Annotated in this window: 13 protein-coding genes and 1 tRNA gene; 6 read left to right on the top strand and 8 right to left on the bottom strand. The window is 62.2% G+C overall.

The genetic code is table 11. The features are described 5' to 3' along the window. Positions 1-5: 5 nt before the first annotated feature. Positions 6-1,319, bottom strand: coding sequence for a glycosyltransferase (locus VOI22_RS11555; protein ID WP_323796633.1), 1,314 nt, complete (start codon positions 1,317-1,319; stop codon positions 6-8). 363 nt (positions 1,320-1,682) lie between these two features. Between VOI22_RS11555 and VOI22_RS11550 the strand changes: the two genes are divergently transcribed. After that, complete coding sequence (locus VOI22_RS11550; RefSeq protein ID WP_323796632.1) at positions 1,683-3,395, top strand: N-acyl-D-amino-acid deacylase family protein; 1,713 nt, start codon at positions 1,683-1,685, stop codon at positions 3,393-3,395. Between the two features lie 7 nt (positions 3,396-3,402). Here the strand turns inward: VOI22_RS11550 and VOI22_RS11545 are convergent, their stop codons facing one another. Next, on the bottom strand, positions 3,403-5,076 hold the full coding sequence (locus VOI22_RS11545) for a S8/S53 family peptidase (protein ID WP_323796631.1): 1,674 nt from the start codon (positions 5,074-5,076) through the stop codon (positions 3,403-3,405). A gap of 242 nt (positions 5,077-5,318) precedes the next feature. Between VOI22_RS11545 and VOI22_RS11540 the strand changes: the two genes are divergently transcribed. Next, positions 5,319-5,813: a CinA family protein gene (locus tag VOI22_RS11540; protein ID WP_323796630.1), complete on the top strand. Its 495-nt coding sequence runs from the start codon at positions 5,319-5,321 to the stop codon at positions 5,811-5,813. A 130-nt stretch (positions 5,814-5,943) separates the two neighbouring features. Here VOI22_RS11540 and VOI22_RS11535 read toward each other — a convergent pair. After that, positions 5,944-6,033 (bottom strand) — tRNA-Ser (locus VOI22_RS11535). A gap of 218 nt (positions 6,034-6,251) precedes the next feature. Here VOI22_RS11535 and VOI22_RS11530 point away from each other — a divergent pair. The 3 genes from VOI22_RS11530 to VOI22_RS11520 all read left to right on the top strand — a co-directional run bounded on the left by VOI22_RS11530 (position 6,252) and on the right by VOI22_RS11520 (position 8,789). Then, the gene (locus VOI22_RS11530; protein ID WP_036552955.1) at positions 6,252-6,578 is read left to right on the top strand and encodes a hypothetical protein; all 327 of its coding nucleotides are present in this window, start codon (positions 6,252-6,254) and stop codon (positions 6,576-6,578) included. Between the two features lie 94 nt (positions 6,579-6,672). Next, positions 6,673-7,164 (top strand): VOC family protein, encoded by a 492-nt coding sequence (locus VOI22_RS11525; RefSeq protein ID WP_323796629.1) that lies wholly within the window; start codon positions 6,673-6,675, stop codon positions 7,162-7,164. 26 nt (positions 7,165-7,190) lie between these two features. Then, positions 7,191-8,789 carry a Rieske (2Fe-2S) protein gene (locus VOI22_RS11520; RefSeq protein WP_323796628.1) on the top strand — a complete coding sequence of 533 codons (1,599 nt, stop codon included), beginning with the start codon at positions 7,191-7,193 and terminating at the stop codon, positions 8,787-8,789. Position 8,790: 1 nt separating this feature from the next. Here VOI22_RS11520 and VOI22_RS11515 read toward each other — a convergent pair whose 3' ends face one another. The 5 genes from VOI22_RS11515 to VOI22_RS11495 all read right to left on the bottom strand — a co-directional run bounded on the left by VOI22_RS11515 (position 8,791) and on the right by VOI22_RS11495 (position 12,933). Next, positions 8,791-9,549, bottom strand: a complete 759-nt coding sequence (locus VOI22_RS11515) for a hypothetical protein (protein WP_323796627.1) — start codon at positions 9,547-9,549, stop codon at positions 8,791-8,793. A 47-nt stretch (positions 9,550-9,596) separates the two neighbouring features. Continuing rightward, positions 9,597-10,400 carry a hypothetical protein gene (locus VOI22_RS11510; protein ID WP_323796626.1) on the bottom strand — a complete coding sequence of 268 codons (804 nt, stop codon included), beginning with the start codon at positions 10,398-10,400 and terminating at the stop codon, positions 9,597-9,599. Positions 10,401-10,478: 78 nt separating this feature from the next. Beyond that, a complete protein-coding gene (locus tag VOI22_RS11505) occupies positions 10,479-11,153 on the bottom strand; it encodes a DUF1028 domain-containing protein (RefSeq protein ID WP_323796625.1) in 675 nt (224 codons plus the stop codon). 26 nt (positions 11,154-11,179) lie between these two features. Next, entirely contained in the window at positions 11,180-11,599 is a 420-nt protein-coding gene (locus VOI22_RS11500) for a RidA family protein (RefSeq protein WP_323796624.1), read from the bottom strand. Positions 11,600-11,655: 56 nt separating this feature from the next. Next, positions 11,656-12,933 (bottom strand): NAD(P)/FAD-dependent oxidoreductase, encoded by a 1,278-nt coding sequence (locus VOI22_RS11495; RefSeq protein ID WP_323796623.1) that lies wholly within the window; start codon positions 12,931-12,933, stop codon positions 11,656-11,658. Between the two features lie 224 nt (positions 12,934-13,157). On the opposite strand from VOI22_RS11495, the gene VOI22_RS11490 reads away from it, so the two are divergent. Continuing rightward, positions 13,158-14,396, top strand: coding sequence for an MFS transporter (locus VOI22_RS11490; protein ID WP_323796622.1), 1,239 nt, complete (start codon positions 13,158-13,160; stop codon positions 14,394-14,396). Positions 14,397-14,572 lie beyond the last annotated feature (176 nt).

Raw genomic sequence — 14,572 nt, 5'->3', positions numbered from 1 at the left:
TCGGATCAATTCGTTAGCCCGAGTTCCAGGACGCGGCGACCGACCTGGCTCCACGGGTGCTTTGCGGCAATGGTCCGCAGCACGGATGCCACAAAGTGGTTCACGCCATGACGCCGCTGCATGCTCGTGTAGGCCGAGTGGGTCCGCTCGGTGACCGTCGGGTCTTCGAGGATCATCCGGAGCCTGTCGCACAAGTCATCCTTGTCAGGATCGAAAAAAACCGGCCCCTCGCCGTCATCGAATACCGCGCGTGCGGCACTGTTCTCCATGCAGATTGCCATGGTTCCGCGGGCCACCGCCTCGGTTATGCGCTCGCCGAAGGCTCCGCTCATGTTCTGCGGGTTGAACGCGAGATAGGCGCGCGTGTTGCCGATCATGTCCGCCAGCCGGTCGGCCGGCACACGTCTCTCAAATGTGCTGTCCGAATGGAATGGAAGTGCTGGTGGAGTTCCATGAAAAACGTAGTGGCAGGGTGTGGAGAGCGTCTGCCGCAGCACCTGGCGGCGTCGTGCCATCTTCAGCATCAGGTTCGCCCCTTCGAGCACGGCCGTAGCCACCTGCATATACCGGATGTCCATCAATCCCGCGCTCTCCAGCACCGGCAACGCCGTCTCGGCGAGGCATTGCGTGCCGGACGGCGAGGCTGCCTCCAGCACATGATCGAGCAGATGACCCAGCGGACCGTAATGATCCATCCATTGCCTGCGAATTTCTTCGGGTGGCACGTAATCGCACGCTACCAACAATCGGTGTTGCCGCTGGTCAGCCGGTTGCCACGCCCCCGGTCCGTTCGCCGTGACGTCCAGCGGATTGCCCCGCAATCCGCCGACGATATCTCCGACACCCATGAGCCGGCGAGCCACTCCCAGCTCATGAGCATCGTGCAACAGGATCGTGCGGAGCTTGGGGCCGGGACCGAAGCTGCGGGCAGAGTTCCGGGAGAACACCGGATTGCTGATCCGGCAGATGTAGGGCACGCGGCAATCGTCGTAGGTACTGGTTGAGGTATTGGCGTCCGCACCGGCGGCCCTCGCTCCGATGCCGGCGCCGTTGAACGCAAATACAAAGGCTGGCTTTTCAGTTGTCAGGAAGCTGACCAGCTCTTGCCCTGAATGATGCGAAGGATCGAAGATCCGCACCGAAGCTCCGAATCGTCCGAAGTAGGAGGCAAAACGTCGACTGGCATAGTCATCGAGGCCGAGATCCGTCGTCGGTGTGCGTCGCTTCAGATAGCCGACGACCGTGCCCTTGAGAATCGCCGACAGGACCGTTGGGTCGTCTAGTGTTCCGGAGGCCGTGGCGTTGTCAGTGAGGCGCATGCTCTTCTCTTGATCCATTCCGGACTCTGGGAGTCATTCATACCCGCGGATGCCGGACCAGCGCTATTTCCCATCCCGCGCGGCTGTGCAGCGCGCTACCGGCTGCAACAAAGTCACGCGACGGCGTGTAGTCGTCCTTGTCGCCGAAACCTAACAGAACCGGGCATGTCGGTCCGCTAGGACAGTTCTATAGGTGCTTTCCGGCTTCTTTCGGGAAAAACGCGATTGCAGCGGCGGCGTCCCGCCGGATCGTCGGAAAGCCTCTGTCCCTGTCACCACACTGATGCCCGCCTGCACCTTTACGGGACCGGCCCGCAGGCTCACACTCACGAAAAAAGAGAACGAAAATCGGGAGAATGCGCCATGTCTGCTGAGCCCACACTGATCATCCGGAACGGCACCATCGTCGACGGCACCGGGGCGGAGCCGGTCGAGGCGGACCTGGCGCTGGCCGGGGACAAGATCGTCGGGATCGGCGATTTCGGAGCGCAGAGCGCCGCCGAGGAAATCGACGCGCGCGGCAAGCTCGTCACGCCAGGGTTCGTCGATATTCACACCCATTATGACGGCCAGGCCGTCTGGGACAAGCACATGGCGCCCTCGGCCTGGCACGGCGTCACCACGGCGATCATGGGCAATTGCGGGGTCGGTTTCGCGCCCTGCAAGCCGGAGGACCGGGAGAAGCTGGTCGAGCTGATGGAAGGGGTCGAGGATATTCCCGGCCCGGTCCTGCATGAGGGGCTGAACTGGCAGTGGGAGAGTTTCGCGGAATATCTCGACGTGCTGGAGACGCTGCCGCGCGACATGGATCTCGGCGTGCTGCTGCCCCATGCGGCGGTCCGGGTCTATGTCATGGGCGAACGGGCGATCAATCTCGAACATGCGACGCTGGAAGACATCGCCCGGATGCGGGAGATCTCGGCGGACGCGGTGCGGGCCGGCGCCTTCGGTTTTTCCACCTCGCGCACCATCAGCCACAAGAGCCTCGCCGGTGACTACACGCCGACCCTGCGGGCCCAGGAGGAGGAACTGACCGGCATCGCGCGCGGGATGGCGGATGCCGGCGCCGGGTTCCTCGAGATCGTCTCGGACTGGGACGAGCCGGACCCGGAAACCGAGTTCGCCATGCTCCGCCGCATCGTCGAGAACAGCGGTCGGACCGCCGTCTTCACCCTGAACCAGCGCCATAACCGGCCGGATTTCTGGCGTGACCTGCTGCGGCTGGCGGGCGAGGCGGCGAACGATGGCCTGTCGATCCGGCCGGTGGTGGCGCCGCGGCCGATTGGTATCCTGCTCGGCCTCGAAGGCAGTCAGAACCCGTTCTCCGGCACGGCCACATATCGCTCCATCGGCGACCTGCCGCTCGACCAGCGGGTCGCGGCGATGCGCGATCCGGAAGTGCGCCGGAAGATCCTCGCCGAGGACCCGGTGAAGGACAGCACCTTCCCGCTGATCCACCGGATCTCCTTCTCCAAGATGTTCCGCCTCGGCTCACCCGCGAATTACGAGCCTGCGAAGAGTGACTCGATTGAGGCAATCGCTGAGCGCGAAGGCCGCTCGGCGCCCGAGGTCGCCTACGACATTCTGCTGGAGCGGGAGGGGCGCGGCTTCATCTATACGCCGCTGGTGAACTACGCGAATTACGATATGAGCGCGCCGGAAGAGATGCTGGCGGACAAGAACGCGATCATGGGGCTGGGCGATGGCGGCGCCCATGTCGGCTTCATCCTCGATGCCGGCTACCCGACCTGGCTGATGAGCTACTGGGGCCGCGACCGGGCCCGCTTCCCGATGACCGACGTGATCCGCCGCCTGACCTCCGACACGGCCAGCGCCGCCGGCCTGTCCGACCGGGGCGTGCTGGCGCCCGGCAAGAAGGCCGACGTCAATATCATCGACTGGGACAAGGTCGGTTTCTCCGACCCCTACGTCACCTACGACCTGCCGGCGAACGGCAAGCGGCTGATGCAGAAATCGACCGGCTATGACGCGACCATCGTCTCCGGCAAGGTGACCTACCGGGGCGGCGAGGCGACGGGGGAATTGCCGGGGACTGTGGTGCGGGGGCAGAGATAGGAGCGGCTCAGAGGATCCAGTCCGTATAGGTCGGCTCGGGGCCGAGAGTGGTCAGCTGGATGTCGTCGGAGGACGGGGCCTTGCCAGGATCAAACGGTGAGGAACCGTCCGCCAATTCGGCAAGCGTCGCGTTGGATGCGCGAGATACTTCGATTGTGTAAGTGCCGGTCCCGCTGAATAGTCCGGAGACCTCGATGTAGTGGGAGTCGCTCGCTGTCGGCGTGTAAACGAGATAGGAATCCTTGCCTTCGCCGCTATCGTTATCCGCGACCCGGATACCGGTTTCGGCACCCCGGACCTGTAGGTAGGGGTCCTCAAGGGTTCCGCCGCCGGTTGAAGAGCCGCGTATCCGGATGGCAACCGCTTCGCCGGTGTTCAGTTCCGTACGGAACCAGTCGCGGTCTCCTTTTTGTCCGATCTCGCCAGTAACAGACTGGCCCACCCCGACGGAGCCGTACGTGTTGGTGCTTCTTGGTAGATCGGTGGCGCCTTCTGAAACAGGCTGCTGCGTCAATGTCGTTGCGCGGCCTTCGTTGAATCCGTTTGCGATGTAGTGCCGTGTCGCCAGATCGTCGTTCCCGCCAAAGGCGGTGGCGAGGTCCGGGTTCGCTCTCATATAGTTGTCTGCGTCGAATGTGGTCGTGCGCCCCTCGGCGCGGCCTGCATCGAGGTAGTGGGCCGCCGCTGCGGCTCGGTTCGTCCCGAGGGCGCCGATCAGGTCGGCGTGACTGGCGACGTACTCCAGCCCGTCGAACTCAACGGTGCGCCCTTCGTAAACGCCGGCTTGAATATAATGAGTGCGCGCAGCGCCGGCGTCGCGACCGAACGCGGCCTCGAGGTCGCTGAAGGAGGCGATATATTCGAGGCCGCTGAAGTGCGGATCGACATAAGTCGATAAGGCGTAATCGACGGACCCTTGGTGGGTATGCAGGAAATAAGTTGTCGCGCCGTTGGCCGGATCAACTTCCGATTGGGGCCCGGCGCCGCCCAGTTGCAGAACGTCGATTGTCTGCCCAAACGACAGCCGATCCGATGTGACGCCTTCAACCAGCGCCTGGACGGTGGTGACCGTCGCCGCCACCTGCGGAGCTGCGAAGCTCGTTCCGTCGTCGCCAACACCGGGGAAGTTCTCGCCATCGGCAAGCACGTGAACCGTGGAGGGGCTGTTCTGCGAGAACCAGCTCGGGTTGCCGCTGCCGTCATGGCTGCCGACCGAGATCACGTTGGAAAGGCCCGCTGGATACGTCGGGTTCTCGAAGCCGGCTGCCGTCCCCCCGTTGCCTGAAGAAGCGACTCCGAATATGCCGCGTCCGGCAAGAGCATCGATCTGCGCCTGGAACGGCGAGGTCCAGGAAGAGTAGGGGCTGCCAAAGCTCATATTGTAGGCGCCGATATGCCAGCCGGAGTCGTGCAGGGTGCCAATCTGACTAAGCGCGTTGTTGATCGCCGAGGTCGATAGATAATATTCGCTGTTGCTGGTGATCTGCAGGTCGATCCGCTCAAGCGCGCCGTTTGTCTGTTCGACCGATTGCGCGACATCAGATCCATGGGACGTCGTGCGCCATCCGTCAGTGTCGCTGTTCCTGTAGTAAAAATCGTATTCGTACAGGTTGGGCCCGTAGACGGCTTCCGTCTCGTTCGTAACCCCCGAATCGACAATCCCGACCGACCAAACGCCCATTAACTTCCCCAGCCGAATGCCGCACGTAAAAATTGAGCATAGAAATTATGTGTACTGAGTCAACTTCAGCATGTGAGGTCCTTAAAAGTTCTCCAGCCCCGGATCGATTTCAGTCAGAGGTAGGGATCAGCCATCACTGCGCGCCGGACTTTTCCGGCCTGTGGCCATCGCTCTGCCGCGCGGGTAACATTGATCGGATGAACAGACAGCGCGAATCAAGGCGCGACGGAAGGACTAACAGGATGCGTGATTTGGCTGGGTTTGGTGAAGCCGCTGGACGGTTGTTGACGGCACGCGGCGAGACCATAGCCGTCGCCGAGTCCTCCGCCGGCGGGCTGATTTCGGCCTCCCTCCTGGCGGTGCCGGGCGCCTCGGCCTACTTTGTCGCCGGTGGAGTGATCTACACCCACAAGGCCCGCGAGATCTTCACGGATATCGCGCTTGAACAGCACCCGGGCATGCGCTCCTCCTCCGAGCCCTACGCGGCCCTGCTGGCCGAGACCATGCGGCGGAAGATGGACACCACCTGGGGACTGGCGGAGACCGGAGCCTCGGGCCCGAGGGGCAACCGCTATGGCGACGCCGCCGGTCACACCTGCATCGCGCTCTGCGGCCCGACGACCCGGGTCTTCACGCTGGAGACCGGTGACGGAAACCGGGAAGCCAATATGTGGCGTTTCACCGAAGCCGCCCTGAACGCCCTGGTGGAAGCCCTCGAGCAACCAGTGACCGCCTGATCTGTCGCGTGATTCGTGGTGAGGCCGCATATGTCTGAGGCAATCGGCCCCTCTAAGGGCGATCAACCCGGGCACGATATGCGGGGCGGTTTCCCGTCACGTAAAAAATATTAAATTGATATTGGAAAGCTGGCGGAGGGACGGGGATTCGAACCCCGGAGGGGCTTACACCCCAACACGCTTTCCAGGCGTGCGCCTTAAACCACTCGGCCATCCCTCCTGAAGAGGCGCGGACCATACAAAAGCCGTCCGGGCTTTGCAACGATTTGAAGCCTGAAATTGAAGAAAAAAAGACAGTTCCGCCGCTGACCCCCGGATATGCGCGGTACGATTGGTTGTGGGGCTCGATTGGTGTAGTCTTTCCAGACTGTTAGGGGGCTCGTCAGTTGTTTGCGCGCAGGTCCGCCGGAGAACCGGTGAGGGCGCGCCGGGGGATGTATGAGGCGTTTGATCCGGTTTATTGCGCTGCTGTTGATCCTGATTGCGCTGGCACTCGCCGCGCGGGACGGATATGCGAGCTACCAGGCGGAGGCGCTGCGCATCATGGATGCAGGCACGCTCTGGGCCGGATTGCACCGGGATAGCCTGCAACTCGCCGAGCCGGCCATCGCCCGTTATCTGCATCCCTTTCTCTGGCACCCGGTGATGGTGACAGTCCTGCTGTTCCCGGCCTGGCTGGTCTTCGGCGGACTCGGAATCATCCTCTGGCTGCTGACCCGGCTGCGCGGCCGGCCCGCTTCGCGGGATCTGTTCATGCGGGATTGAGCCCATGTTTTGATTAAAAAAGAAAAATCTTGATTTAATAAATTGCCGGCGCAGAATGCTCCGTAACGCACCCGTCGTTGCGAGGAGATCTGCCGTGCCGGAAGAACCCGCTGAGAGTCGGATCCTGACTTCAACTCCCGCCCCGGTTCAGGTCGTCGGGATCAATCACATTGCGCTGGAGGTCGGAGATCTCGACGAGGCGCTGGCCTTTTACGGCAAGCTCTTTCAGTTCGAGCAGCGTGGCCGGAGCGAGACCCAGGCCGAGATCGATCTTGGCGACCAGTTCATCGCGTTGGTCCTGGGCCGGATGCAGCCTGCTGATGTGAAGCGGCATGTCGGCCTTGTGGTCGCTGACAAGGAAGCCGTGCGGGCAGCGCTGGTGGCAAACGGGGTGGAGATCCTGCCCTTGCCGGATCGTTTCCTCGACTTTCTCGACCCCTGGGGCAACCGGGTCGAAATCATCGGCTACGAAAACATCCAGTTCACCAAGGCGGACCATGTGCTGCGCGGCATGGGGCTCGGTCATCTGCGGAAGACGGACGCGGCCATCGATGAGCTGTCTGCAAAAGGCATGCGGCCGGGCTGACCGGATAAAAAAGTGGGAGATGTGCCATGGACAAAAGACGGGAACCCGAATGGGTCGAGGCAATGCCGCTCACTGTGCTGGAGCAGGTTGGCCGGAAGATCTTCAAGGCGGGAGGCAAGCAGATCGTGCTCTTCCATGTCGATGGCGAGGTGCATGCCTGCAATAACCGGTGCCCGCACGAAGGCTATCCCCTGATCGAGGGCACTGTTGATCAGGCGGCGGGTGCCTGTCGGTTAACCTGCAACTGGCATAACTGGAAATTCGATCTGGTCAGCGGCGCCAATCAGGTCGGTGGTGATCGGTTGCGGATCTATCCCACGCAAATCCGCGATGGCGCCATCTTTGTCGATATAGCGGATGCTCCGGTGGCGGAGCGGATCGAAACCGCGCTCGGTAATCTGAAAGAGAGTTTTCGGGATCATAATTACACTCGCATGGCCCGAGAGATCGCCCGGCTGAAGGCGGCCGGGGGCGATCCTCTGGACGCGGTGCGGCAGGCGATACTCTGGACGCATGAGCATTTTGAATGGGGCACCACCCACGCCATCGCCTCGGCACCGGACTGGTTGGAGCTGGGAGAGGATTTCGGCGGTGGGGACGCGGCTTCTTCGATCATCCCGCATGTCGAGATCGTCGCCCATCTTGCCTGGGATAGCCTGCGCTGGGAGCGGTTTCCATTCCCCGACGGCGAGACGGCGTTCGACGCGGACCGGTTGGTGGATGCCATCGAGGCGGAAGACGAGGCGGAAGCGGCCGCGCTGGTGCGCGGCGCCTGTCGCGGTCCCGGATGGCAGGCGCTGGATGAGCCGATGACCCGGGCCGCGCTCGCGCACTATCAGGATTTCGGTCATTCCCTGATCTATTGCTACAAGACAAGGCAGCTCGTCGATCGACTGGGCGACGAATTGGCCGAGCCGCTTTACCTGGCGCTGGTCCGTGCGCTGGTGAATGCCAGCCGCGAAGACCTGATCCCCGAGTTCAAGGCATATCGTCCGGCCCGGGAGGCATGGGACGGGGCAGGCGATGCGCCGGTCGCGCCGGATGAATTCTACAGTCTTAACGTGCCGCGCGCGCTTGATCGGGCGAACCGCTCAAGCGGGGACCGCACAGCCCTGTTCGATGCGTTGATGGGCGCCGCCGCATGGCAGATGCTGCATTTCGATACGAGTTGGGGTGCCCGTCACGACCGCCCGGTTCCGGACAATGTGAACTGGCTCGACTTTACCCACGGCATCACCTTCGCCAACGCGGTCCGGGCGCAATGCGGACGCCATGAGGATCTCTGGCCGGACGCGCTGTTGCAGATGGCCTGCTTTACCGGCCGCAATGCTGCTTATGTCGAGGCCCAGCAGGACACGGCGCCCTATGCGGTGGATGATCCGGAAGCTTTTCTTGAGGACCTGCTACCTAGTCTCTTCGACCATGCGGAGCCGGAATATATCGTCTCCGCCCACATGGTGAAGCTGCCGGTCGCCACCCGCGAGGAAATCCGGGCCCGCCCGGATGCCCCCTGGGCCCCGGTTCTGGCGGCGGCGGTAAACCGGTTCTTCCAGTCGCGGATCAAACGCAAGCACGTCATGCGAACGGCGAAGCAGTCGGTCGCGTTCGTTGCAGCGGAGGGATGAGTTATTGAGGCAGAACTGTCTTCGGCGGTTCTTCCAGAATGATGTCCTTCCCAAGAAGAGGGACCAAAGTCTGGATGCTCATCCCGGTAATATTACCGACGATCGGTGCACCATTGTCAGGCTCGTTCTCGGCTGGAGCCTGATATTCGACGGAGAGTTTAGGCTCTTGGTGGGCCTCAGTCGTCTGACCGTCCCAGTATCCTGAGCTATCAATAACGGGGACCTGTCGGAAAACGAAACGGCCATTGAAAATGATTGTTCCGAGCCGGCTGACCTGTCCTTCGCGGATCTCGAATGTTGGCGCGTCTTTGGTGAGGTGCCCGGAGGCATTCGTGAATGACGCGAAATCGTCTTTCTTGTCGGCGGCGACGATGGCTGCGGTCAGCATCATGGTCGGCGTTCCGATTACAGGATAGGGGCTGGTATAGGATTCCCTGAGTTCTGTGACAGCGAAGGTTCCTGGCTGGGCCGCGAACTGCCACATCCGGCACGCGCGGCCGTCCTCGAGGAAGTTATATTTGCGGTAGGAAATCGTCTCGGTGCGGGCGTTTGATTGACTTGCTGCAGGCGCGGAGGCGACGGTTTCAACGCTTCTGATCGTGGCGCTGTAAAACCGGTCGGGCACATCGCCGGTGACACAAAGTTTGACTGACGCCGCACCCTGCCCGTTGGTGACATCCAAAGGCAGCACGGGCTCCCCGGTCGTCTGGCAGGCGGTCAGCAGAAACATGGCGGAGATGGCCAGAAGTGTCGTGCGCATTCTATTCCTCGATATTGGGATGCTAATAGGTCGGCCTACTCGGATCTTCATTGCGGCAGAGGAGCCACTTCGGGAAAATCCTCGATAATGACCGTGCGGCCTGTCAGATGGGAAATCGTCTGCCGAGGAAGATTGGCTTCATATTTCCCCGCGATGGCCTTGGTTGTGTCCGGCACGGACCCGGCTGGGAAATAGGCAAGAATAAGTCTCGTTACTTTGACGGTGTCGGTGCTCTGGCCGTCCCAATACCCGTTAGGGTCGAGCCTGGGCTGTTCGCGCGGCTCCTGCTCGCCATCATACATGATTGTACCGAGATGCGTTGTCTCACCCGGTTGGATTTCAAATGTCGGTGTGTCGTTCTTCAGGCTGCCGTCAGCCCTGACAAAGACAACTTCATCATTCTTAGCCGTGGCGATAATCGCAACGGCGATTGCTGCACCTAATGCTGCACCTAACAGGGAACCTCCGGCACTGCCGGCACTGCCGGCAGTCGAAAGCCTTTCGCCCACTTTGACGATTGCATACTCACCCGCCGGCGCTTCGAATTGCCAGAATGTGCAATGGCGCCTGTTTTTGGCGAGGAACGCGCCGCCATTGACGTCCCGCGTTTCATGGAGCCGCAATGTTTTTTCCAGCCTATGGGAAGCGGGGCCAAAGGCGAGCGTACGGGAGGCTGGATCTATTTCTTGCGCCGTAAGGGTAAAATTGCGTTCTGCGGAATTAAGGCCGAAGCAAAGCTGAAGCAACCCGCTGCCGTAGCCGTCCTGCAATGCGAGCGGCCCAAGCGGTTTAGTCGTCTGGCAGCCGGACAATAAAACCGCAAAGGCGAGAGCCATCGAGAAGGCGCGCATTCGAATCCCCAGATCACTGATCCCGTGTCGGCACAACCTGTAGCGTTTAAGACTGGGCTGACACAACCCGGTATTAGCTCACTCGTCCCCCGGCACCCCATAGGATGGTGCCTCGCGCGGGTCGAGGGCGCGGGTGACGTAGGCGTCGAGCTGGGGTTTGTAGACGTCCCATGCTGTCGCAATTGCTTCGACCGGGCAATCCTCGGTCCAGTCGCAGCGCAGGTCTGCGACGGGCCAGCCGAGTTCGTCCGCGATCTGCATGCCGGCGGAATGCACCGGGCCTGCTTCGCCGCCTGACGCGAGGCCTGCTTTCACGGCGGCGATCAGCCGGTCACCCAGATGGCCGGTGGATGCCGTGAAGGCGGCGACGATGGCTGCGGGGACGTCCGCGTTGGCGAGCAGGTTGCCGCCTGACGCGACGTTTTCGGCCTTTGCTTCCGACCAGATACCCAGCGCGTCACCGCCGGAATGAATGGCGCTGCCGCCGTGCTTGTCGACGGCGAGCACCTGACGGTAGTCGAGAAATTCGCACTCCTTCCGCATTGCCTCGATGGCGCCTTCGGCGGTGAGGCCGATCTCCATCCGGTCCAGCACCAGTGGGCCGAGGCGCGGGTCGGTGATGTTCTGGCTGGCGACGGCGCCGACGCCGGCGCGAGTATAGGCGCAGCGCGCCGCGACGGCGGGCGAGGAGGAGGAGATGGCAATGCCGAACATGCCAGTCTCGGCGCAGCGGGCAACAAGGGAGAAGGTCATGCGGAACTCCTGATTACGCGTCCGGATTAATCATCCGGGATAACGGCGGTGCCATCGATCTCGACCAGCCAGTCCGGCCGGGCAAGCGCCTGGACGACAAGGCCGGTACAGACCGGATGGACGCCTTTGATGTACTCGCCCATGGTTCGGTACACGGCCTCCCGGTGCCGAACGTCCGTTATATAGACGACAAGTTTTACAAGATGATGCATGTCGCCCCCGGCTTCCTCGAGAAGCTGGCGGATGTTCTGCATCACCTTATGAGTCTGCTCGACGGGATCGTGACTCTCGATGTTCTTCGCCGTGTCCAGATCCTGCGGGCACTGGCCGCGCAGCCAGACGGTCCGACCGCCGCGCGTGATCACCGCCTGGGCCAGATCGTTGTCCAGCTTCTGCTCCGGGTAGGTGTCCTTGGTGTTGAATTTCCGCAGCCGTTCATGCGCCATGCTGGCCTCCGTGAAGAAAGGTAAGGCGGGCCGTTTGGCCGCCGGGTGGTACCGGTTCAGAGCTTTGTCGTATCCCGCGACCGGGCGGCGGCATCGACATCCAGATAGGATCGCTGGATCGCGATCTGGTCCGCGACATATCTGGCGTCATGCCAGACGCCCCAGATGAAGCTCGATCCACGCCGCGACTGCCATGGCAGGCCGAGGAAATAGATCCCCGGCTCGCGTGAGACGCCGCGCTGGTGCAAGGGCTTGCCGGTCTCGTCGAAGGTATCGACCTTCAGCCAGCTATAGTCATGTCCGAAGCCGATTGCCCAGATGATCGTAGAGATCCCGGCTGCTTTCAAATCGAGCTCACGGATCGGGTTGGTCACGCAATCCGGATCGGGGCCAATGACATGCGCCTCGGGTTCCTCGGGCAGGTTGAGCCCGGTCCGGGCGAGATAGGCGTCCGCTTCCTGCAGGACGGAAAGGTAATTCCTGTCACCATTCTCGATATTGCGGCGGAGGTCATCGGCAAACGCCATGACGCCGTCTTCGCAGCCTTCCGCGCGGCCCACGAGGGTGAGGCCCTGTTCCGTAAGCTTGCGAAAATCGATGGTCTCTCCGCCACGCGCCCCGCTCACTGCAATCGTCACATGCTCGGCCCCGGCGGGCGGAGTCGCGGCCTCCCATTTACCGAGAACGCCCAGCCACCAGCAATTGTCCCGTCCGCGATAGGCACGAGGCGGGCGGTCATGCGGGCCGACCGCGAGCGTGACTTTGCGTCCCGCACGGTTCAGCTCGTCTGCGATCTGCACGCCGGACGAGCCCGCGCCGATCACCAGAACGCCGCCATCCGGGAGCTGGCCGGGATTGCGATAGGCGCTGGAATGGAGCTGGGTGATCCCCAGAGTATCCGGGACCACCGGCGGGATCGTCGCGGTCTGGAACGCGCCGGTGGCGGCGACCACACTGTTGGCTTCGATCACGCCATCCGATGTCTCGACACGAAAACCCGGGCGGCCCTCGTTGCGTGTCACGGACGTTACCTCGACACCACAGCGGACTGGAGCGTCGATCATCTTCGCGTAGTCGACGAAATAGTCGGCGACTTTCTCTTTCTCGACGAAGGCGTCGGGGCCGTCATCCTTGAATTCCATGCCTGGGAACCGGTCGTGCCAGGCGGGGCCGTTGGCGACCAGGGAATCCCAGCGGAACGATCTCCAGCGCTCGGCGATCCGGTCCCGTTCCAGCACGAGGTGAGGCACGCCGGCCTTGCCGAGATGCTCGCTCATGGCGATCCCGGCCTGACCGGCGCCGACGACCAGCGTGTCTATTTTCTCAGCGGGCATATGAAGGTCCTCTTTCAGGGGGGGTAACCCCTTTCGGCGACGTCTGGAGCATGTTTTGCCGGAGCGGCATACCGGCGTTTGGGACACCTGTATCGGATGCCCGCAGTGTGAAACGTCGCCGGCCCCTGCTTCAAGAGGCAAATCGTCTCTTCACGCCTTCTAGGCGACCGTGCTCAATCATTCATCTGCTTGACATGGCGTGGTTTTCCACGCCAAGCAGATGAATGGATCCAACCCCTGTCCAGAAAAATTTCTATCGCGCAAATGCCCGCTGGCTCGGGGTCGGTCTGTTGTGCACGTTGGGCTCCTCCTTCGGGCAAACCTATTTCATCGCGCTCTTCGCCAGCCAGTTCATGGCGCTGCACGGTCTCAGCGACGGAGATTGGGGAACGCTCTATGCCGGGGCGACCCTGACCTCCGCCGCGTTGCTTATCAAGGCGGGCCAACTTGCCGATACGATGTCGTTGCGCAAGCTGGCGATGCTGGTCATTGCCGGCTTTGCCCTGATCTGCGTCGGCATGGCCTTGCACGAGTCCATTGTCATGCTTTTCGTCATGGTGCTCGGCCTGCGCTTTTTCGGACAGGGCATGATCGGTCATGTCGGCATGACGGCGACCGCCCGCTGGTTCCAGGCGCGACGCGGAAGGGCAATCGCCATCACCAGCCTCGGTTACGGTATTGGCGAGGCGGTCTTGCCGGCGCTGGCGGTTCTGGCCATGGCGCTGGTCGGCTGGCGCGGCACCTGGTTGCTTGCCGCCGGGATATTGACTCTGGTTTTCGGCGGCGCGCTCTGGGTGTTGTTCGCTCGTGACCGGGAGCCGCAGGGCGGGGAGACCAGTGGTCCGGCGCCTGGCGCGCTCGGCCGGCACTGGACCCGACCGGAGGCGCTCCGGCACTGGTCGTACTGGGCGCTTTTTCCCGGTATCCTGACGCCGTCCTTCATCGGCACGGTGATCTTCTTCCATCAGGCGCATGTCTCCGGCGAGAAGGGCTGGAGCCTGATCGAGATGGCCGCCGGTTACCCGGTCTATGCGGTCAGCGCCATGATCGCGGTTTTCGTCGCCGGCCGGATTGTCGATGCGTTCGGCGCGCTGACGCTGTTGCCGCTCTTCCTGCTGCCGATTGGGCTCGGTATCGTTCTGCTCGGGACCAGCGACGCGGTCTGGATCTGGGGTGTCGTGCTCGGCTGTATCGGCTTTGGTGCAGGGTTTTCCAGCGCCCTCAACGGGGCGGTCTGGGCGGAGCTCTATGGCACCCGCAATCTCGGTGCAATCCGGGCGCTGGCAGTTTCGGCCATGGTGTTTTCCACCGCCATTGGACCGGCGATCACGGGTCTGCTGATCGATGCCGGGATTACGCTGGAACGGCAAGGCGTGGTCATGATGCTCTGGTGCGTCTGGCTGTCCGCCGTCTTCGTGCTGGTAGCGCGCCGTCTGCGTTTGCTGATTGCCGTACCGGCCTGAACCTCGATTGCGTCAGACGGAAGTCCTGTAACCGATTGTTTCACAAGCACTGATCGAAATTATGAATTTTCCTGTGCGCTGCCAGATGGCAATGACGCATCTTTTTAGCGGACTTTAAAAACCGGAATCGGGTTGACCTACCACGTGGTGACGCAAATCATGGTTGCATAAGCGTG

It is taken from the genome of Nisaea sp., from assembly GCF_034670185.1.
GTDB lineage: Bacteria > Pseudomonadota > Alphaproteobacteria > Thalassobaculales > Thalassobaculaceae > Nisaea.
Note: the sequence above shows the minus strand (reverse complement) of the source record. Positions and strands in the feature narration are given on the sequence as shown.

What these genes read in the sequence shown, in the direction of transcription:
- VOI22_RS11555 (WP_323796633.1), bottom strand. Translation starts at nt 1,319, where the DNA reads ATGCGCCTCACTGACAACGCCACGGCCTCCGGAACACTAGACGACCCA.
- VOI22_RS11550 (WP_323796632.1), top strand. Translation starts at nt 1,683, where the DNA reads ATGTCTGCTGAGCCCACACTGATCATCCGGAACGGCACCATCGTCGAC.
- VOI22_RS11545 (WP_323796631.1), bottom strand. Translation starts at nt 5,076, where the DNA reads ATGGGCGTTTGGTCGGTCGGGATTGTCGATTCGGGGGTTACGAACGAG.
- VOI22_RS11540 (WP_323796630.1), top strand. Translation starts at nt 5,319, where the DNA reads ATGCGTGATTTGGCTGGGTTTGGTGAAGCCGCTGGACGGTTGTTGACG.
- VOI22_RS11530 (WP_036552955.1), top strand. Translation starts at nt 6,252, where the DNA reads ATGAGGCGTTTGATCCGGTTTATTGCGCTGCTGTTGATCCTGATTGCG.
- VOI22_RS11520 (WP_323796628.1), top strand. Translation starts at nt 7,191, where the DNA reads ATGGACAAAAGACGGGAACCCGAATGGGTCGAGGCAATGCCGCTCACT.
- VOI22_RS11515 (WP_323796627.1), bottom strand. Translation starts at nt 9,549, where the DNA reads ATGCGCACGACACTTCTGGCCATCTCCGCCATGTTTCTGCTGACCGCC.
- VOI22_RS11510 (WP_323796626.1), bottom strand. Translation starts at nt 10,400, where the DNA reads ATGCGCGCCTTCTCGATGGCTCTCGCCTTTGCGGTTTTATTGTCCGGC.
- VOI22_RS11505 (WP_323796625.1), bottom strand. Translation starts at nt 11,153, where the DNA reads ATGACCTTCTCCCTTGTTGCCCGCTGCGCCGAGACTGGCATGTTCGGC.
- VOI22_RS11500 (WP_323796624.1), bottom strand. Translation starts at nt 11,599, where the DNA reads ATGGCGCATGAACGGCTGCGGAAATTCAACACCAAGGACACCTACCCG.
- VOI22_RS11495 (WP_323796623.1), bottom strand. Translation starts at nt 12,933, where the DNA reads ATGCCCGCTGAGAAAATAGACACGCTGGTCGTCGGCGCCGGTCAGGCC.
- VOI22_RS11490 (WP_323796622.1), top strand. Translation starts at nt 13,158, where the DNA reads ATGGATCCAACCCCTGTCCAGAAAAATTTCTATCGCGCAAATGCCCGC.